This window comes from Candidatus Hikarchaeum yamanae (genome assembly GCF_009889665.1).
Lineage (GTDB): Archaea > Halobacteriota > Halobacteria > Halobacteriales > Hikarchaeaceae > Hikarchaeum > Hikarchaeum yamanae.
In genome coordinates this window covers 19,598-38,070 of the sequence record NZ_WTZR01000006.1, presented here as the reverse complement: position 1 = coordinate 38,070, position 18,473 = coordinate 19,598, and the positions used below count along the sequence as shown (strand labels likewise).

The 18,473-nt window shown below is 42.5% G+C and carries 25 protein-coding genes and 1 tRNA gene; 22 read left to right on the top strand and 4 right to left on the bottom strand.

All coding sequences use genetic code 11. From position 1 onward, the window contains the following. Positions 1 to 33 precede the first annotated feature (33 nt). Positions 34 to 1,023, top strand: coding sequence for a GTP 3',8-cyclase MoaA (gene moaA / locus ACM9H2_RS03725; RefSeq protein WP_415488360.1), 990 nt, complete (start codon positions 34 to 36; stop codon positions 1,021 to 1,023). On the opposite strand, the gene ACM9H2_RS03720 is transcribed toward moaA, so the two are convergent. Then, positions 1,020 to 2,228, bottom strand: coding sequence for a YeiH family protein (locus ACM9H2_RS03720; RefSeq protein ID WP_415488358.1), 1,209 nt, complete (start codon positions 2,226 to 2,228; stop codon positions 1,020 to 1,022). The genes moaA and ACM9H2_RS03720 overlap by 4 nt on opposite strands. A 124-nt stretch (positions 2,229 to 2,352) precedes the next feature. Here ACM9H2_RS03720 and ACM9H2_RS03715 point away from each other — a divergent pair. From ACM9H2_RS03715 to ndk, 21 genes are all read left to right on the top strand, one after another. Further along, positions 2,353 to 2,439 (top strand) — tRNA-Ser (locus ACM9H2_RS03715). A 30-nt stretch (positions 2,440 to 2,469) separates the two neighbouring features. Then, entirely contained in the window at positions 2,470 to 2,949 is a 480-nt protein-coding gene (locus ACM9H2_RS03710; protein ID WP_415488356.1) for a 30S ribosomal protein S13, read from the top strand. Positions 2,950 to 2,951: 2 nt separating this feature from the next. After that, a complete protein-coding gene (locus tag ACM9H2_RS03705; RefSeq protein WP_415488354.1) occupies positions 2,952 to 3,491 on the top strand; it encodes a 30S ribosomal protein S4 in 540 nt (179 codons plus the stop codon). Continuing rightward, complete coding sequence (locus tag ACM9H2_RS03700) at positions 3,488 to 3,871, top strand: 30S ribosomal protein S11 (protein ID WP_415488352.1); 384 nt, start codon at positions 3,488 to 3,490, stop codon at positions 3,869 to 3,871. The genes ACM9H2_RS03705 and ACM9H2_RS03700 overlap by 4 nt, the downstream gene beginning before the upstream one ends. A gap of 1 nt (position 3,872) precedes the next feature. Further along, positions 3,873 to 4,622: a DNA-directed RNA polymerase subunit D gene (locus ACM9H2_RS03695; RefSeq protein WP_415488350.1), complete on the top strand. Its 750-nt coding sequence runs from the start codon at positions 3,873 to 3,875 to the stop codon at positions 4,620 to 4,622. Then, on the top strand, positions 4,619 to 4,972 hold the full coding sequence (locus tag ACM9H2_RS03690; protein WP_415488348.1) for a 50S ribosomal protein L18e: 354 nt from the start codon (positions 4,619 to 4,621) through the stop codon (positions 4,970 to 4,972). Before ACM9H2_RS03695 ends, ACM9H2_RS03690 begins: the two co-directional genes overlap by 4 nt. After that, positions 4,969 to 5,406, top strand: a complete 438-nt coding sequence (locus ACM9H2_RS03685) for a 50S ribosomal protein L13 (RefSeq protein WP_415488346.1) — start codon at positions 4,969 to 4,971, stop codon at positions 5,404 to 5,406. The genes ACM9H2_RS03690 and ACM9H2_RS03685 overlap by 4 nt, the downstream gene beginning before the upstream one ends. Next, on the top strand, positions 5,400 to 5,804 hold the full coding sequence (locus tag ACM9H2_RS03680) for a 30S ribosomal protein S9 (RefSeq protein WP_415488344.1): 405 nt from the start codon (positions 5,400 to 5,402) through the stop codon (positions 5,802 to 5,804). The genes ACM9H2_RS03685 and ACM9H2_RS03680 overlap by 7 nt, the downstream gene beginning before the upstream one ends. 8 nt (positions 5,805 to 5,812) lie before the next feature. Beyond that, a complete protein-coding gene (locus ACM9H2_RS03675; protein ID WP_415488342.1) occupies positions 5,813 to 6,013 on the top strand; it encodes a DNA-directed RNA polymerase subunit N in 201 nt (66 codons plus the stop codon). Then, positions 6,013 to 6,213: a DNA-directed RNA polymerase subunit K gene (locus ACM9H2_RS03670; RefSeq protein ID WP_415488340.1), complete on the top strand. Its 201-nt coding sequence runs from the start codon at positions 6,013 to 6,015 to the stop codon at positions 6,211 to 6,213. The genes ACM9H2_RS03675 and ACM9H2_RS03670 overlap by 1 nt, the downstream gene beginning before the upstream one ends. Before the next feature lies 1 nt (position 6,214). Further along, the gene (eno, locus tag ACM9H2_RS03665; RefSeq protein WP_415488338.1) at positions 6,215 to 7,426 is read left to right on the top strand and encodes a phosphopyruvate hydratase; all 1,212 of its coding nucleotides are present in this window, start codon (positions 6,215 to 6,217) and stop codon (positions 7,424 to 7,426) included. Then, entirely contained in the window at positions 7,423 to 8,166 is a 744-nt protein-coding gene (gene rpsB / locus ACM9H2_RS03660) for a 30S ribosomal protein S2 (RefSeq protein WP_415488336.1), read from the top strand. Before eno ends, rpsB begins: the two co-directional genes overlap by 4 nt. Before the next feature lie 44 nt (positions 8,167 to 8,210). Beyond that, positions 8,211 to 9,176 carry a mevalonate kinase gene (mvk, locus tag ACM9H2_RS03655; RefSeq protein WP_415488334.1) on the top strand — a complete coding sequence of 322 codons (966 nt, stop codon included), beginning with the start codon at positions 8,211 to 8,213 and terminating at the stop codon, positions 9,174 to 9,176. Beyond that, entirely contained in the window at positions 9,173 to 9,922 is a 750-nt protein-coding gene (locus ACM9H2_RS03650) for an isopentenyl phosphate kinase (protein ID WP_415488332.1), read from the top strand. The genes mvk and ACM9H2_RS03650 overlap by 4 nt, the downstream gene beginning before the upstream one ends. A 193-nt stretch (positions 9,923 to 10,115) precedes the next feature. Further along, positions 10,116 to 11,456 (top strand): RNase J family beta-CASP ribonuclease, encoded by a 1,341-nt coding sequence (locus ACM9H2_RS03645; RefSeq protein ID WP_415488330.1) that lies wholly within the window; start codon positions 10,116 to 10,118, stop codon positions 11,454 to 11,456. Between the two features lie 4 nt (positions 11,457 to 11,460). Next, on the top strand, positions 11,461 to 12,501 hold the full coding sequence (locus ACM9H2_RS03640) for a polyprenyl synthetase family protein (protein WP_415488328.1): 1,041 nt from the start codon (positions 11,461 to 11,463) through the stop codon (positions 12,499 to 12,501). A gap of 10 nt (positions 12,502 to 12,511) precedes the next feature. Beyond that, positions 12,512 to 14,230: a glutamate--tRNA ligase gene (locus ACM9H2_RS03635; protein WP_415488326.1), complete on the top strand. Its 1,719-nt coding sequence runs from the start codon at positions 12,512 to 12,514 to the stop codon at positions 14,228 to 14,230. 204 nt (positions 14,231 to 14,434) lie between these two features. After that, positions 14,435 to 14,803: a 50S ribosomal protein L7Ae gene (gene rpl7ae, locus ACM9H2_RS03630; RefSeq protein WP_415488324.1), complete on the top strand. Its 369-nt coding sequence runs from the start codon at positions 14,435 to 14,437 to the stop codon at positions 14,801 to 14,803. Continuing rightward, positions 14,800 to 15,012 carry a 30S ribosomal protein S28e gene (locus tag ACM9H2_RS03625; RefSeq protein WP_415488322.1) on the top strand — a complete coding sequence of 71 codons (213 nt, stop codon included), beginning with the start codon at positions 14,800 to 14,802 and terminating at the stop codon, positions 15,010 to 15,012. Before rpl7ae ends, ACM9H2_RS03625 begins: the two co-directional genes overlap by 4 nt. A gap of 6 nt (positions 15,013 to 15,018) precedes the next feature. Beyond that, on the top strand, positions 15,019 to 15,273 hold the full coding sequence (locus ACM9H2_RS03620; RefSeq protein WP_415488320.1) for a 50S ribosomal protein L24e: 255 nt from the start codon (positions 15,019 to 15,021) through the stop codon (positions 15,271 to 15,273). Next, positions 15,270 to 15,731 (top strand): nucleoside-diphosphate kinase, encoded by a 462-nt coding sequence (gene ndk / locus ACM9H2_RS03615; RefSeq protein WP_415488405.1) that lies wholly within the window; start codon positions 15,270 to 15,272, stop codon positions 15,729 to 15,731. The genes ACM9H2_RS03620 and ndk overlap by 4 nt, the downstream gene beginning before the upstream one ends. A gap of 4 nt (positions 15,732 to 15,735) precedes the next feature. On the opposite strand, the gene ACM9H2_RS03610 is transcribed toward ndk, so the two are convergent. The 3 genes from ACM9H2_RS03610 to ACM9H2_RS03600 all read right to left on the bottom strand — a co-directional run bounded on the left by ACM9H2_RS03610 (position 15,736) and on the right by ACM9H2_RS03600 (position 18,471). Then, complete coding sequence (locus tag ACM9H2_RS03610) at positions 15,736 to 16,782, bottom strand: methionine synthase (protein ID WP_415488318.1); 1,047 nt, start codon at positions 16,780 to 16,782, stop codon at positions 15,736 to 15,738. Continuing rightward, complete coding sequence (locus ACM9H2_RS03605; protein ID WP_415488316.1) at positions 16,779 to 17,762, bottom strand: 5-methyltetrahydropteroyltriglutamate--homocysteine methyltransferase; 984 nt, start codon at positions 17,760 to 17,762, stop codon at positions 16,779 to 16,781. The genes ACM9H2_RS03610 and ACM9H2_RS03605 overlap by 4 nt, the downstream gene beginning before the upstream one ends. Positions 17,763 to 17,925: 163 nt before the next feature. Next, complete coding sequence (locus tag ACM9H2_RS03600; RefSeq protein WP_415488314.1) at positions 17,926 to 18,471, bottom strand: HemK2/MTQ2 family protein methyltransferase; 546 nt, start codon at positions 18,469 to 18,471, stop codon at positions 17,926 to 17,928. Positions 18,472 to 18,473 lie beyond the last annotated feature (2 nt).

Sequence of the window (18,473 nt, the reverse complement as noted above, 5' to 3'; positions counted from 1 at the left end):
AAGCTTAAATTCTCTTGGCGAGAATATACCCATGTGTTAAAAGATTCGTTTGGAAGGGAGGTCAACAGCGTCCGGATGTCGCTAACTGATCGATGCAATTTCGATTGCGTTTATTGCCACAACGAAGGGTTGGGGGATACCCGGGGGCCATTAGACCCTCAAATGGATGAAATCTCAACTGACGATGTCGTTCGATTCCTCGAAGTTTGCGAGGAGTTTGAGATAAATTCTGTTAAATTCACAGGAGGGGAGCCCATGCTACGTCAAGATCTAGAAGAAATCATACGTAGGACTCCCGACTCTTTTGAGATTTCTCTTACAACTAATGGGACTTTCTTACCCGGGAGGGCCCAAGCACTGGCCGATGCTGGGCTCGATCGTGTAAATATTTCTTTGGATGCACTTGATAGGGAATCATTTGCAAAATTAACAAAAAGTGGGGCCTTCGACCGGGTGTTATTGGGGATAGATTCTGCCCTCGAAGCCAATCTCGCCCCTGTAAAACTCAACATGGTCGTCTTTCGACAAACGGCAGGATTCATCCCGTCTATGGTTGACTTCATCTCTCAAAGAGAGGGGCTCCACCTGCAACTCATTGAATATATGCCCGAATTAACTGGAAATTCCGATTGGGCAGTCAACATATCCGATGTCCACGCTTGGTTCGAATCCCGGGCCGATAAAGTGGAACAACGGCATATGCATTCTAGAAAACGATATTGGTTTGGCAAAGGAATGGTCGAAATAGTCGACCCTGTTGGAAATTCGGATTTCTGTTCCAATTGTCACCGTATACGTGTCACACATGATGGGTATCTGAAAGGGTGCTTGAATCGAAACGACGATCTAAAATCAATGGGGGAGATGACCAAACGAGAAATCAGAAATGCCCTAATAGAAACCATATCTGAAAGAGTACCATTTTATGGTGCATACTTAACTAAGAACGAAAATGAACATTGGGTTTTCAATGAAAAGTACCAAAATTCTATCGGAGATCGAAAGCCATACCTATATACCTAAACCGTCAGATTTATCGCGAAAAAACTTATCAATCCTACTGCAACTACTGTGATGAATCCAATCAAAAACGATTGGGGGCCAAGATCTCTAATTTTTTGAAGTTTGGTGCTTAGGCCCACTCCTGCCAAGGCCACTATGAACAATCCATTAGATATCATTTCAACTGAACTTATCATCTGAACCCACTCGACTTGATCTATCACCCAGTATGCAGTTCCCCCCTTTCCAATCTCCCAATCTCCTATTGTCCGGACCATGGAAAGAATTAAAAATCCTATGATAAATTTTGGGAAGTATTGGAAATAATTTTGCCCAATCTTGCACAATCTTAAATGGCCTTTCAAACCAATTTCACTAGTCCTCTCTAGGCCCCCTGAATAGACAATCGCAACTATGGGTATTATTATCACCATGAACACATTTCGTATTACTTTTGTGAGACTTGCAATGTCTATAGTCATAGGGGAGTTCCACACTTGTGAATATATCAACGCCGCCCCCACTACTTGTGATGTATCTTGAATGGAGGTCCCTAACCATAACCCCACTTTTGTTGGATCTCCTCCAAATAGGAGGTGGCCCAAAATTGGATATATGAGAACTGCGACCAATCCAAATAATGTAACCACTGCTATGGCGTAAGCTGTTTCTTCTTCCGTGGCTTCAATCGCGGTACTCGTTGCTAAAATAGCAGATATGCCACATATTGAGGTCCCAACTGCTATTAACGAACCCAAGCGTCTCGGTTGATTCAATTTATTACTTAAAAAATATGTGACCAACAACGCAGTCCCTATACAACCAATAATTATTGGCAATCCCATCAATCCTAGCTTAAAAACATCCCCTATCGCAAGTTTAATCCCAATTAGAACAATCCCTAATCGTAGCAATGCCCCTTGGCTGAATTTAATCCCTGGGCGAACTGAATTTGGGACTGTAAATACATTTCCAAGGATAATGCCAAGTAACAACGCTAGTATGACTGCAGGGATGTTTATGTCAAACCCGTCTATTATTTTAAATTCTAATATTTGCCCTAAAAATAGCGATAAGCCTAGCAAAATAGTAGTCAAAACTAACCCTGGAACTATTGTACCCACTTCCGAAACGGGGACTCCTAGCAATCCCTCCCCCCATTTTCTAAACTTTTCCCGAAAAAATTTTATCACTACTACTCTGACCCATTCCCCTCGCTTAGCCATTTCTGTCTGAATATCATACAATTTTAATCCGTTGTCCTTAAATAGCACACACGAATACCATATCCCACGTAATAGATGTAGGGGTCCCTCCCCGAGTCCCACAGTGGGCGACGAGAACCAACATGTCGTGGTAGCCAAGTCTGGTCCAAGGCGCAGGGTTGCTAACCCTGTGGCGATTTCCGCCTCCGGGGTTCAAATCCCCGCCGCGACGTCAATTGCATCTATACAAAACTATGAAAAAATGAGCACCAAAGAAGAACCTACTGAAACAAACGAAATACGATACTTCGTCAGGATAAAAAACTTTGACCTTGATGGGACGAAGAGCATAGAGCGTGCTCTTCTTAGCTTACCTGGAATTGGTAGAAGGATCGCTGGCCTAATAATTAACCAAGCCGATCTCAACCCAAAAGCAACACTTGGTCTACTCGACGACAATTCAATCGAAAAACTCACCGCTAAGATAGACGAATTCCCCTCTGGAATCCCCACATGGGCCACAAATCGGCAAAATGATTTCTTTACAGGCGAAGATCGTCATCTTATTGGAACTGACGTTAACCTAGTCCATCAACAAGATCTTAACAGGATGAAAAAAATAGGCACTTACCGCGGCCTTAGACACCGAGAATCACTCAAAGTACGTGGACAAAGAACCAAATCAACTGGAAGAAAAGGAGCAAAAGTCGGAGTAAGCGTTAAAAATAGAGGGGGGAGTTAATCTTGGCCCTCGGGAATAATACCAAATTCTACGAAACCCCTAACCACCCATTCCAAAGTGGACGTATAGCCGAAGAACGCGAATTACTAACACTCTATGGGTTGAAAAACAAAGTCGAACTTTGGCGCGCCCAATCAGAACTTCGATCTTATCGACGCGAAGCCCGAAAACATCTTGCAAGACTCGGTGAAGCCAATCAAGAAGAGACTCTGTTTCTTGCTAAATTAAAACGATATGGAATTGTGGGTCCAGACTCTCAGCTAGACGACATTCTTACTCTTGATGTTAACACAATCCTTGAACGCCGTTTACAAACTCTCGTATATCGTTCCGGGCTAGCAAACACAATTAAACAAGCTAGACAATTCGTCGTCCATGGTCATATTTCTCTAAATGGACATTGTGTGGACATTCCTTCTTATAAAGTCAAAGTAGAAGAGGAATCGAGTCTTCAGTATGATCAATACAGTTCAATTTCAGATGAATCCCACCCCATCCGAAAACCACCCGAACCAATAGTAAAAGAGGTGTCTGAAGAATGAGCGAAGCAGATAAAACATGGGGGATAGCCCATATATATTCTTCATTCAATAACACTATCATCACACTAACCGATGAAACTGGGGCCGAAACTCTAGCTAAGTGTTCTGGAGGTGCCGTGGTGAAACAAAGTAGAGATGAAGCTTCTCAATATGCCTCCATGCAAATCGCAGAAAGAATCGCTGAAGCTGCCGTAGCAGCAGGGATTTCTTCCATTCATATACGCGTCCGAGGTCCTGGGGGGACTTCTAGGATGGGATCTGGACCTGGGGCCCAGGCTTCAATACGAACTCTCGCTAGATCTGGACTTGAAATTGGAAGGATAGAAGACGTAACTCCGCGCCCACACGATGGGTGCCGCGCTCCACGGGTGGCGAGATAATATGGCCCAAACCAAAGTAAAAATCGATATGATAGATCACTCTGATAGGTTTGTCACATTTGTTGTCCAAGGTTTGACTCCTGCATTTGCAAATGGCATTCGAAGAGCGATGCTAACTGATGTTCCTACTCTTTCCATTGATACAATCCGTGTGACTGAAAATACCAGTGTTTTGTTCGATGAGATCATAGGCCATAGATTGTGCCTTGTTCCTCTTACAACACCTACAGACGAATTTGAATACACGGACGTAGTCACTTTGACCCTTGATGTGCAGGGACCCGCGACTGTTTATTCTGGCGATCTAGTTTCGCCTGAAAAGTTGGTTGAACCGGCCGATAAACGAATACCTATTGTAGACCTCAAGGAAAACCAGCGCCTTGCCTTTGAAGCAGATGCTGTTCTTGGAACTGGACGTACTCACGCAAAATTCCAAGGCGGTGTGGCAATTGGATATACCTATCTCCAATCAATCAATGTGCTTGGCACACTGAAAAAAGGAGATGAACAAACCCCTTTAATCGTTCGTGGGGCCATCGAGGATTCTGGAAAAATAATCCCAACTAGTGAATTTGGACATAACCTCTCGAACAAATATCCTAAGAAAAAAGTAGAAGTGACGGATGTGCCCAATACTTTCGTTTTCCACGTGGAGACGGACGGTTCTATGTCCAGCGACGAACTAATTACCAGCTCAGTCCAGTCATTATGCAATCGTGCCGATGCATTGGGGGAGGGAATAAGCATATGAGTAAAATGGACCCAAGACTTAACAGTCTTATAAGTGAATTAAAAGCTGTCTCTCGCGAAACAGGCACTGAATTGTGGAGTGAAATTGCCCATCAATTAGAAGGCCCCCGAAGAAATTACGCAGAAGTAAATCTCGGACACATAGAAAGATATGCCAAGGAGAATGAGACTATTGTTGTTCCTGGGAAAGTCCTTGGGAGTGGCATTCTTAACAAAGGTGTTACTATTGCTGCAGTTGATTTTTCCAAGAGTGCAGAAATGAAAATAAAACAAGCCAATGGTGAACCAATGCGCCTAGAACAAATTCTCGGGCGGAATAAAGATGGTTCCAATGTGAGGATTTTCCGATGAATCATCGAAAATTCCAACCCGATCGCATAATCGACGCGAGTGGGTGTGTCCTCGGTAGAGTTTCTAGCCAAATAGCCCAACTCTCGCTCGAAGGGAATAAAGTGGCCATTATCAATGCAGAACGTGCAGTGATCACTGGATCTGAACAAGATATTCTAAGCCGATTCCAAAAACGAATGGAAATTGGTTCCGACCAAGGACCTTACTATCCCAAACGCCCCGACAGAATAATCAAAAGGGCGATTCGGGGCATGTTGCCATACAAACGAAAGAAAGGGAGAGATGCACTCGAACGTATTCGTGTCTATGTGGGAAATCCATTTGAAACTGAGGGTGAGGTTCTCGCCAATACTTCTCTTGAGGATCCCTCTCAAATACGATACGTCGAACTTGGACTCATATCCGAAAAATTAGGAGCGAAAATAACATGGTAAAAACTATCAATACAAGTGGTAAGAAGAAAACAGCAATAGCAAGGGCATCAATTAAAAAAGGGACTGGGAAGGTTCGAGTCAATTCAATTCCAATAGAATTAGTAGAACCCGAATCCTCCCGCCTTAAAATGTTAGACCCCTTCGATATAGCAGAAGACAAATTACGTGACAAGATTGACATAACTGTTAAAGTTAATGGTGGGGGATACTCTGGACAAGCAGATGCTGTTCGAACCGCCATCGCTAGGGCATTGGTGGAGTTCACCGAAGACATAGAACTCCGGGATCTGTACATGGCTATTGATCGAACGCTTCTAGTTAACGATGTCCGTCAACGCGAATCTAAAAAGTGGGGTGGACCCGGTGCAAGGGCACGCTTCCAAAAATCTTACAGGTGACTTAAAATATGATAATTCCAGTTCGTTGTTTCACATGCGGAAAGGTCATCTCAGAGCATTGGGAAGACTACGTTTCAAGATCTAATACAAAAGACGGAGAAGAAAGTCCTGCCGATGTACTTGATGACCTTGGTATCACCCGGTATTGCTGCCGAAGAATGTTCGTTTCACACATCGATCTTATAGACGTTGTGTCACCCTACCAATAATGCAAAATTTAGAACACAATAGACACGAAAAAGCCCGTATCATTGGTGCAAGGGCACTGCAAATAGCCCACGGTGCTCCTTTACTCATAGACACCAACCACTCACAGCCCATCATAGTAGCAGCTGCAGAATATGATGCTGATGTACTACCATTCTCAGTTCAAAGACGGATACTCTCAAAAGAGGAGGCCCCCGAATAAAGTGTCAATAATCAATTCAATACACCTCGGCCGCGTTTTCGATTCCAGGGGAAACTTGACTGTGGAAGCATCCATCCAAACACAAAATGGTGGATTTGGAAGGGCAATTGCCCCAAGTGGAGCTAGTACTGGAGAATACGAGGCAATTGAATTACCTACTTCAGATGCTATTTCTGCTGCAAAAAAACATGCTTTGCACATGCTAGAAGGAAAAGTGGATTCTACCAACCAAACTTTGGTTGATAACACTCTTAGATCTGCAGACGGGACTGAAAATTTTTCAGTCATTGGGGCAAATAGTGCAGTTGCAATTTCTTTGGCCAACGCCAAAGCTGCAGCTAATTCCTTGAATGTTCCTCTCTATCAACACATAGGATCTCCTTCCAAAAAGGATTCCTTCCCCATTCCTCTAGGAAATGTAATCGGTGGTGGGGCCCACGCGGCAGACTCTACATATATACAAGAATTTCTTTCAGTTCCTGTAGGTGCTCCCTGCGTTTTCGATGCGATTTTCGCGAACACAGAGGTACACAAATTGACTGGAACGCTGTTGTCAGATCGTGGGTATATTCGTGCCAAAGGAGACGAAGGCGGGTGGGCAGCACCTATCTCTGATGAGGTAGCTTTCGACGTCATGTCCGAATCGATCTCTAATATTTCAAACAAAGTTGGCTTTGAAATTAAAATGGGTGTGGACATGGCCGCATCCGAACTCTATGACTCCACTCAAGATTGTTATGATTACGGAGACATTTCCAGATCTGTAGACGAACAAATCGACTACGTTTCGGACCTCTCTCGTATTTATTCCTTGGCATATATTGAAGATCCACTCGACCAAGATGACTTTGAAGGGTTTTCTAAACTCACAAATTCCATTGGGGAGAGCTCTCTAGTCTGCGGAGATGATTTATTCGCAACAAATGTCACACGATTAAAGAAAGGAATCGACCTCAAAGCAGCAAATTCCATCTTGATTAAACCCAATCAAATAGGGACTTTGACAGAAACCTTGGAAGCTATTAACCTCGCCAAGAAAAATAATATCACTCCAGTCGTTTCCCACCGAAGTGGGGAAACTGAAGATACCACAATTTCTCATATAGCCTTTGCAACCCATGCTCCCTACATTAAGACCGGAGCCGTTGGAGGCGAGAGGACTACAAAATTAAATGAATTGATAAGAATTGAACAAGAGATAAAAACACTATGACTGATACGGAAACTATTGACACAGAAACTCCTGAATTGACAAACGAAAAACAAGAAACTACTCCTCTCGACGGGGAAGTTCCTGAAGATACTACCCATTTCGTGGACATAGATTCTGCACCAGGAGTCGTGGACTATGAAGACACTTTCGACGATGAGGGGGTGGATCTTCTCTTACCTGTGGAAGATTATCTTTCTGCAGGAGTGCATATTGGAACTCAACAAAAAACGAAAGACATGTCTCGGTTTATCCACCGTGTCAGGGCAGATGGATTGTACATTCTAGATCTCGTCCAAACTGATAAACGTATTAGAGAAGCAGCCCGCCTGTTATCTCGTTATCCCCCCGAACGAGTTATTGTTTCCTCGTCCCGGCAGTACGGCCATCACCCCGCCACAACCTTTGCAGAATCTATTGGGGCTATGGTTTCCACCGGGCGATTTATACCTGGAACACTTACAAATCCGGTTTACCCCGGATTCATAGAACCTGACATCGCAGTTGTAACCGATCCAATCGGAGATGCACAAGTAATCGGGGAGGCAATTGCTATTGGAATCCCTGTCATCGCCATGTGCGATTCAAACAATGCAACTAGTCACGTAGACCTAGTTATTCCTACTAACAACAAAGGCAGAAAGGCCCTCGCTACTGTTTACTGGCTTCTTGCAAATGAAACATTAGACAACCGCGGCGTAACTCCGGATTTATCATTATCCGACTTCGATTTAGAGTTATAGAGTCAACTCTATGTTTTTATCCATTCCATACAATTTGTAATATAATGCCATCCTCATCTGCTCCAGGGAAGGTCTATTTGTTCGGAGAACACGCAGTAGTTTATGGCGAGCCCGCGGTCCCATGTGCAATAGATAGGAGGATAACTGTTTCTTGTACCAAATCAAATGATAATTTAATTTCCATTCAAGCTCCCCAAATAGGTACAAACGATTTCAGCATAGAATTTTCTGAATCCTCTCTGAAATCGAATCTATCAAAAGTGGAACCTCATCTTCACTATATTCTCACAGCAATTGGCCTATCTTTGAATTTTTCTGAAACTACTTTTAATGGATTAGAAATAGTTGTTGAAAGTGATATCCCCTTAGGGGCGGGGCTTGGATCTTCTGCAGCCGTTTCTGTTGCTACTGTGGATGCAGTGTCTAGAACCTGTGACGTAATCCACCCTTTAGAACAAATAGCCACTCTCGCCCATGAAGTAGAACAAACCGTCCAAGGCCGCGCATCTCGGGCAGATACCTTTTGCTCTACGATGGGGGGGTTTGTTTGCGTAGAAGGAAAGAAATGTAATAAATTACCTTTTTCACAATTACCCCTTACAATCGGGTACGACGGTGGTTTCGGGTCTACAAAAGAATTAGTCTCAATGGTGCGGACTAACAAAGAAAATTATGAGTTTATAGAGTCTATTATAACTTCTATTGGCCGTATTTCGAAACTTGGAATGGTTGCTCTAGAAAATCAGAACCTGGCTACTATAGGGGATTTAATGAATATTAACCACGGTTTGCTATCCTCTCTAGGCGTTTCTTCCAATTCTTTGGATGAGATGGTGTGGGCGGCAAGAAATTCAGGGGCTTTCGGTGCAAAACTCACTGGGGCAGGAGGTTCTGGATGCATTGTTGCATTAGATCCTGATATGTCTTCCATTCCATCTCTACTTTCCACCGATAGCTGCAAATCTGCATTTTCAGTGGACATCTCTGAAAAGGGGTTAATCCGAAAATGACTTCGATTGAACCGGTCACTTTATTAAAACTTGGGGGTAGTGTAATCACCAAAAAAGACCAACCAGAGACGCTGAACGAAACCCATATTGACACCGCGGCAACAATCATTTCCAACCACCGTCCAAAAAATCTCATTGTGGTCCATGGAGGTGGGAGTTTTGGCCATTTCCACGCTTCCAATTTTAATGTGACCATTGAGAATGGGACTCATGATGTAGCCGAGGTGGATACCATACATTCTTCTATGATCTGCCTTTGCGATGCCGTAGTCCACGCGTTTCACTCCTTAGACATACCTGCAATCCCTATACATCCATTATCCGTTGCATGGAGAGATTCAGATTCACTACTTCATTTTCCTTCTCAGCACGTTTTATCACTTCTAGAATCTGGATTTGTACCTGTGATTCATGGAGATATTGTCACCACTGCAGAAAAAGGAGCAACCATAGTTAGTGGGGATGAACTAGTAACCAATCTATCCAACTCAATCCCTACCAAGCGCATTGGATTTTGTACCTCAACACCTGGCGTTTTAGACCCCTCCGGAAATGTCATACCTCGCCTTTCTTCCCAACAAAAAGAAAATAGTTCAATCACACATTCTTCTGCAACCGATGTCACTGGAGGGATGGCCGGAAAAATCAAAGAATTAGCAAATGCAAATGCTCCAGTTTCAATCTTTGATCTCCCTAATTTAGAAGCTTTCTTAAAAGGATCAAACCCTGGAACTTTGGTGCATTAACACAGCTACTCGGAATCCCCATTGTCCACTTTGTCAGACGCTCAGATCAAATTCAGTTGACTTTTACCCCTGCGAACCATAACATGTACCAACCGGTAGTCACACTACCTTCGAACATGTCCTATTGTGAGGCGTCTGACGCCAAACTTTATCACAGGCAGTTTAAAAGGTGGTTCTACTCGGAGGGTTAACTATGGAAATTGAAATTGCCACAATAGGTGGATTCGAAGAAGTTGGACGGCAAATGACCGCCGTTCGTGTAGGCTCTGATATCGTTATCTTCGATATGGGTCTGGACCTTTCTAAGATTCTCCTTCACGATGATATTGAAACCGAAAGAATGCACAGCCTAGATCTAATTGACATGGGTGCGATCCCCGATGATCGTGTAATGTCGAATCTCCCCGGAGATGTCAAAGCGATTGTCCCTACCCATGGACATTTAGACCACATAGGGGCGATAACTAAGCTCGCCCACCGGTATAATGCTCCCATTATTGCAACCCCCTTTACACTTGAACTTGTCAGGCAGCTGATACAATCCGAAGAAAAATTCAAAGTGAACAACGATTTGGTAGCCATGAATGCGGGCGAAAGAATACCTCTAAGTGACACCTTAGAACTAGAATTTGTCAATGTGACTCATTCTATCATTGATGCAATCAATCCCGTTCTTCATACCCCTGAAGGTGCAATCATTTACGGACTTGACAAACGGATGGATCACACCCCCACACTAGGGGATCCTATTGACATGAAACGTTTTAAAGAACTAGGAAATGAAGGGGTTTTGTGTTATATTGAAGATTGCACAAATGCAAACGTGAAAGGTAGAACTCCTAGTGAGGCGGTAGCAAAACAACATCTCAAAGATGTGATGTTCTCTATGGCAGATTACAAAGGTGGAATTGTTGCAACCACGTTCTCTAGCCATATAGCTAGGGTAGCAAGTATTGTCGAATTTGCCCAAGAAATCGGTAGACAACCTGTTTTACTCGGACGTTCCATGGAAAAATACTCTGGAACTGCAGAACGACTAAATTTTGTTGAATTCCCCGGAGATCTAGGAATGTATGGACACCGGAAATCAGTGGACAGAACGTTTTCTAGAATCATGAAAGAAGGAAAAGAAAAATACCTTCCTATCGTCACGGGGCACCAGGGTGAACCAAATGCAATGCTCACTCGAATGGGAAAAGGAGAGACTCCATACGAATTAAGTGAAGGTGACAAAGTCATTTTCTCTGCACGACTTATTCCTGAACCAACTAATGAAGGCCAGCGTTACCAGGCAGAAACACTCCTCCGAATGAGGGGGGCTAGAATTTACGACGATGTTCACGTTTCTGGACATTGCTCACAAGAAGGCTTGTACGAGATGTTAACTACACTTAAACCAACTCACATAATTCCTGCTCATCAAACGATTGCTGGTGCTTCAGGGTATGTCAACATAGCACGAAAACAGGGATACGTCCTAGGGCGAGATATTCACATTTCCTATAACGGAAACCGAGTCTCATTGACAAACTAAATTTATGGACGAAAAGGATTCTTCTCGGATTTTAGATGCTCTTTCTAGTAGGAGAACTATAGTTAACCAATGTTTGACTAGCCACATAGATACCATTGGACCCGACCAACTTTCTGAAGCATCAAATCACCTTTTCATTGCGGGAGGAAAACGACTCCGCCCAGTTGTTTGTCTCATAGCTGCAGAAACAATCTATAATCAAGACCTGTCACCATTCCCTTACCAGGGGCTCATTGATTCTACGGGAACCTCTGTAAATATGCTCGATGCAGCATCAAGCTTAGAACTCATTCATATTTTTACACTCATTCACGATGACATAATGGATGACGACGATCTCAGACGTGGGGTCCCCTCCGTTCATCAAAAATTTAACACCAATACTGCAATACTTGCGGGAGACATTCTCTATTCAAAAGCCTTTGAAACACTAGGAAACTCTGCAGAACATTCTTCAAATGTATCCCGTGCACTAACAAGTTTGGCAACCGTTTGCTCAGATATCTGTGAGGGCCAAGCACTAGATGTTCAATTTGGAAAAATGGATCTGGTATCTATTGAAGAATATCTCAGAATGATTGAACTTAAAACTGGTGTTCTTTTTGCAGAATCTGCAGCTTTACCCGCTCAGCTTCTTGGACAACCTCCCGAGGTCATAGATGCATTATACAATTTTGGGTTACTCGCCGGAAAGGCCTTTCAAATTTATGACGACCTACTCGATCTAACTACTCCTAGTTCTGTTCTTGGAAAGCAACGTGGAAGTGATATATCTGAGCAAAAACAAACCATACTTACAATCCACGCCACCAACTCCGGTGTTGATCTGAATTCATTCCACAACGATCAGAATTCGTGCCCTTCTGAATCCGATATGGATTCTCTAGTCGAAGCCCTTGAGGACTCGGGAACAATTTCATATGCACACGAACTTTCCCACGACCTATCTACTCAGGCCAAGCAACAACTGGAACTTCTCCCTTCTAACCCCTCTCGAGAACTATTATCAGACATAGTCGACTTTTTCTGTCAACGAGACCATTAACCCACCAAGAATGGACGCTGAACTCAAAGAGATCTTATTAATTGAGGCAGAAAAACATGCACTCTATAACGCACTAAAATATCAAGGTCCCTCTCAGGTTAAAACAGTAATGGGAATTCTCATGGCAGACTATCCTGACTTCCGAAAGTTTGCAAATGAAATCCCTGCCCTGATCAGTCCTCTTATTGAGCAGGTGAATTCTCTTGAAAATTCAGCCCAACTCCAAAAACTAACAAATCTAGCTCCCAATTTAGTCGAACAATTGGAAGAAGAATTCGTAGAAGTGCCCAAGCGCCAATTGCCCGATCTACCAAATGCCAATTCCTATGATCAAATTAGAATGCGCGTTGCCCCCAATCCCAATGGGCCCTGGCACATTGGACATGCTAGGATGCCTTCTGTAATTGGGACTTACAAATCTCTATATGATGGGTGGTTCGCTTGTCGTTTTGACGATACAGATCCTGCGACTAAACGCCCTCTTCTTGAAGCATATGATTGGATTCTGGAAGATATTCAGTACCTGGGGTTCGAACCCGATGAAGTCATAATGGCAAGCGATAGATTGAATCTTTATTATGATCATGCCCTCCAATTAATTAATCTGAATGGGGCCTATACCTGTACATGTCCCTCTTCGGATTTCTCTAATTTAAAGAATTCAGGTCACCCATGCCCTCACCGAGAAAATTCTATTGAACAAACACTCAACGAATTCCAAGACATGATAGATGGAAATTTTTCTGCAGGAGAAGTAGTCCTTCGTGTCAGAACTGATCTATCTAACTCAAACCCCGCACTCCGCGATTGGGTTGCCTTTCGAATGGTCGACGTTCCCCACCCACGTGAAGTGGCACAAACACATAGATGCTGGCCGTTGTTAGACTTCCAAAGTGCGATAGACGATCATTTACTCGAAATTACTCATATAATACGGGGGATTGATTTACAAGATTCTGCAAAGCGCCAACAATATCTATATAATTATTTCAATTGGAACTACCCCGAAGTTGTCCACTGGGGGCGAATTAATATTGATGATCATTCGGTTCCATTATCCACATCTAGTATGTCCAATTCCATTGAATCTGGAAGTTTTACAGGGTGGTCTGACCTCCAATTACCTATCTTAAGAAATTTCAAAAAACGAGGTATACATGGGGATGCAATTACATCCTCCATGATTGAACTAGGGACTTCTACAAATAACATTACATTATCCATTTCCACGATCTATTCTAAAAATCGATCTCACATCGATAAAGTTGCAGACCGTTTGTTCTTTATTAAAAATCCATCTGAGAAACAAATATTCGGACGGAATCTCCCCGAAACTGTAGAAATTCCCATGCACCCCGATCACACCGAACGTGGCTTTAGAAAACTTGCAATAACGCCTTCTATTTTCATCGACAGCTCTGACATACCCGGGGCTGAAGACATTTTGTACCTAAAGGGAATTGGTTCGGTTAGGTATACTCGAGATTCCTTTGAGTTTATTGAAAACGATTTTAGCTCGGCCCAGTCACAGTCATTGCCCATTATCCACTGGTTACCCTCTACCCATGAACAACTATGTTTAAAAACTTCTCAAGGAGAATTTAACGGAATTGTTGAATCAACCATTTGTAACTACAATTCTGGTGATTTAATTCAGTTTGAAAGGGTGGGATTTGCAAAGTTAGATATTAGTTCTGGAGTCTATGCTGCTTATTTTTCACACCCTTGAGCAGATCCTCCCTCTCTTTTTAACCCCCATGCTAGCAATATGCATGGCCCACAATCGCACGCAGTGACCTTTATAGGGGAGTTTTTATGTGAGGCCTAACTACTCTTGCGTAGAATCTCTATAAAAGTCAATGATCCATACCTTCTGTAAGGAGTTATCTCAGAGTTTGTGGGTGAGCTTTTATTGGGACCAAAGTGAACAATCATGCCAATATACGTAACATTTGACGTACCTGACGATCTCCAGCAAGCTGCTCTAGAAGCACTTGCAGCCGCACGAGACACTGGGTCTGTTAAAAAAGGAACGAATGAAACGACAAAAACCATTGAACGTGGAAGTGCAAAATTAGTTTTTATAGCAGAAGACGTACAACCTGAAGAAATCGTAATGCACCTGCCCGAACTCTCCATTGAGAAAGGAATTCCATTTTTATTTGTACCAACACAAGAAGAAATAGGAAATGCAACGGGATTGTCTGTACCAAGTGCAGCAGCTGCAATTGTTGATCCGGGAAGTGCAAAGGATTCTGTCGAAGACCTATCTGCCAAACTTGAGGACCTCCGTAAAGCATGAGCATTGAAGATTCCACACCCGCTGAGGTGGTGGAAATCGTTGGTAAGACAGGAATGCATGGAGAAGCCATGCAAATAAAATGTAGAATTAAAGACGGATCGAATAAGGGACAAGTTATAACTAGAAATTGCATTGGGCCCGTTCGAATTGGAGATATAATTCAACTAAGAGAAACTGCAAGAGAAGCAGATTCTATCGGGGGAAGGTGATCATCCGTGCCTGATTTTAGATCTTGTGATTTTTGTGGATCTCCCATGGAACCTGGCACTGGACTGTTATTCGTACGAACAGATGGGAGGACTGCCTATTTTTGTTCCTCAAAATGTGATAAAAACTCAAAACTTGGTAGAAAATCTAGGAGACTCCCCTGGACTGCTCGGGGTAGGCATGTCAAAGCTAGCAAAGCTCCTCAGACTTCCAATCCAACCGCACAAACCGTAGAAATAGATTTGGAATTAATTGAAGAATAATGACTCAAGAGCGAACCTTCGTGTTAATTAAACCGGACGGGGTTCAACGCGGCCTCATAGGAACTATCATTTCCCGATTTGAAAAACGTGGGCTCAAACTTGTGGGATCGAAGCTTTTAACCATTAATTTAGAACTAGCGCAAAAGCACTATTCAGAACATGTTGGAAAGCCCTTTTTTGATGGATTGGTTGAATTCATCTGTTCGGGTCCTTCCTTTGCCATGGTTTTAGAGGGAAAAAATGCGGTCAGTATCGTTCGTCAAATGATGGGTTCTACCGACCCTTCAGAATCACCGCCTGGGACTATAAGGGGCGATTTTGGAATTGATCTTGGGCGAAACGTCATTCATGGGTCCGATACCAACCCTGGGTCTAACGAACGTGAAATAAATCTATTCTTTGATGAACTTGAATTTTCATCGTATGAGCGTATAGACGAAACCTGGCTTTATGAATAGCATTTCATTTTACCACTTCTATCTCTCCCCGATCCAATTCTTCTTCAACCATGCGCGTGGCCTTGACCATATTTACCATCTTTTTATAAGCTACTTCTCTCGATAAGAGCTTAAGCCCGCAGTCTGGACTAACTGTTAGCCGATCAGGAGGGACTACTTCCAAACCTTTTAAAATTCGCTCTCTAACTTCCTCCACGGATTCTATCCTAGAATCGTGTACATCAATTACCCCGAATCCAATATCTTTCGTAAAGGGAACTTTCTTGAATACTTCTAGCTGGCTATAATTTCCATTGGCCAGTTCTACATCAAATTCATCAACCGGAAAATCCAATATTTTTGGAAAAATTCTTGAATAATCCCCGTAACACACATGAAGTCCAACTCTCACATCATCTGCAATTCCATTTGTTATTCTCTCTAAACACTTCCTCACCACTTTATGATCCTCCGGGGTAGTGGCTAGTGCTGGTTCATCAATTTGAATATATCTCACCCCTGCACCAACTAGATTCTTTATTTCCATGTTGACAAGTTCTGCCAATTCATAGGACAGCGCATCTTCATCTTTATAAAATTCATTGAAACTCCAATTTGCTAGCGTGTATGGCCCTGTTATGGGGACCTTTATAGGCTTTTCAGAGATCTTTACATTGCATTTGTATTCTTCAAGAAGCCACGGTTCTCTGTATGACACCTTTTCAACCACGGATGGTTTATCAAAATAATTATGGCCCCAGACTTTTACTGGCCCATTAAATTCATATCCTTGTATCCTTTCTGCAAAATACTCAACCATTTCATTCCTTCTCATTTCTCCATCCACCACAACGTCTAGACCGGCCTCTTCATGCTCTTTTATAATTATTGTGGATGCATCATTTTTTGCTTCAGTATATTGATCCCTTGAATCTTTGTTAGAATGAACATGATATGATTCACGGGCTCGATTGAGCCATTTTGGTTTAGGATATGAACCAACCACCGTTGTCAGTATGAAATGGTCATTCGGATGATCCACTGGACGAAATTGAGACCTATTGTCCCTCACAATGCCTCCTCCATACCTGCAATAGAACCCAATACTGTTAATTTTTCTGTAAATCGATTCTCAGGCAAATAAAATAATCCCGTATTGGGATTTACAACCACGCGTTGTATGTCCGGATTTTTTTCAAGCATTCCTTTAATTAGATTTTGGACCTCCTCAGGGGACTCGACGTTGGTATTTTGCCCATTAATTGCCCCCACAGAGGCCATTTTTGGGGCCCCTTGTTCACTTAATAATTTCAAATTGGATTCTGCTGCTGTAACAAAATCAAAACCAATTCCCACACCCAATTCAAGTAATGTGGCATACGTTTCTTCGTCGAATGCACCCCAATAAGTTTGGATAATAAGTTCTTTTTTCACCACACTTTTTATTTTTTTGAGTAGATCGGCGATTAATTCTTTTTCGTCACCGTGAGGTGGGTCAACTGCCAATGATGGTTCCAGCAATGTTAAATAACTCATTTCAGGGAATCCTTGAATTTCTTCTCGCACAAATCCCCCCATTGCTTCAAGAAACTTAGTTTCTGAACCATAGTATTCATCCGTAGCAAGTTTTGATAGTGAATATGGGCCTGGAAATATCGCACTAGGCGTGCTGACCAATTCAGACGTTTTTTCTAGTTCTCTTGCCACATCTCCATTGCTAGTAAGTTCACCCACAACTACCGGTTCTCTATAGAAATTATTATTGTCATAATACCGAACCAAACCCCTTGCTTCCACCGACTCGTGGACAATAAGTGGGTGGACCAGCATATCGTCCCACCTAAGCTGCCCTTCCACAATTAAGTCTATACCTGCAGTTTGCTGCTCCCCTATTATAAACTCCCTTGCAGAATCATAAACAGCATTAATCAATGAGCTTTCATTCCCACTAATAAGTCCATCCCTTTGGTGGCCTTTTAATTTAGATAATTCATCTTTCGTCCAATCAGGGAGTGGATATAAACCCAATGAGGACGACATAATCTCAACCATGAAACTATACTCGTTCATGTGACCACATTAATATTCCCTTTCCAAATTATGTGGAATAGCATATATTGATATATCCTCACAGTTGTCTTTATTGAATTTTTGTTCCATTGGAACCAAAGGGCACCATAAATGCAATACGAAGAGCTATGTGAAAGTGAAATTTTTAATAAGGTTTAATCTTAAAAACAACCAATTTTTCATCGTGATAAGTGTCCTCCGCAATAGTATTGGCATCAAATCCTTTTTCTTTTGCATACATTTCAACTTCAAATATCCCTGTTTTAGTACTGGCTAGTAGCAATGCACATCCCGATGGTGTTAACACACGTTTCAAATCATCAAGGAAATTTTCTATAATTTCCCTTCCTGTCTCCCCACCCACAGTTGCCATCTCAAACCATTCTTCAAATACATGTCCATCTTCTGGTAGGTAAGGAGGGTTGAATAGCACTATGTCAAATGAATTTTTATCAAATGCATCCATTAAGTTCGATCGTACAATGTCAATGTTATTCTTTTTTGCGTGAGTACATGCATGGGGATTGATGTCAGATCCAATGACTCTCAAACACTTTCCTTCTATTTTTGAAGCCACATAACCAGAACCCGTACCAATATCTAATACACAATCCATTTCTCCGACACTTTCCATTGCGCAGTTAGCCAACAGGGCCGAATCTTCTGCAGGTTTGTAAAATTTTTTTTCCATCA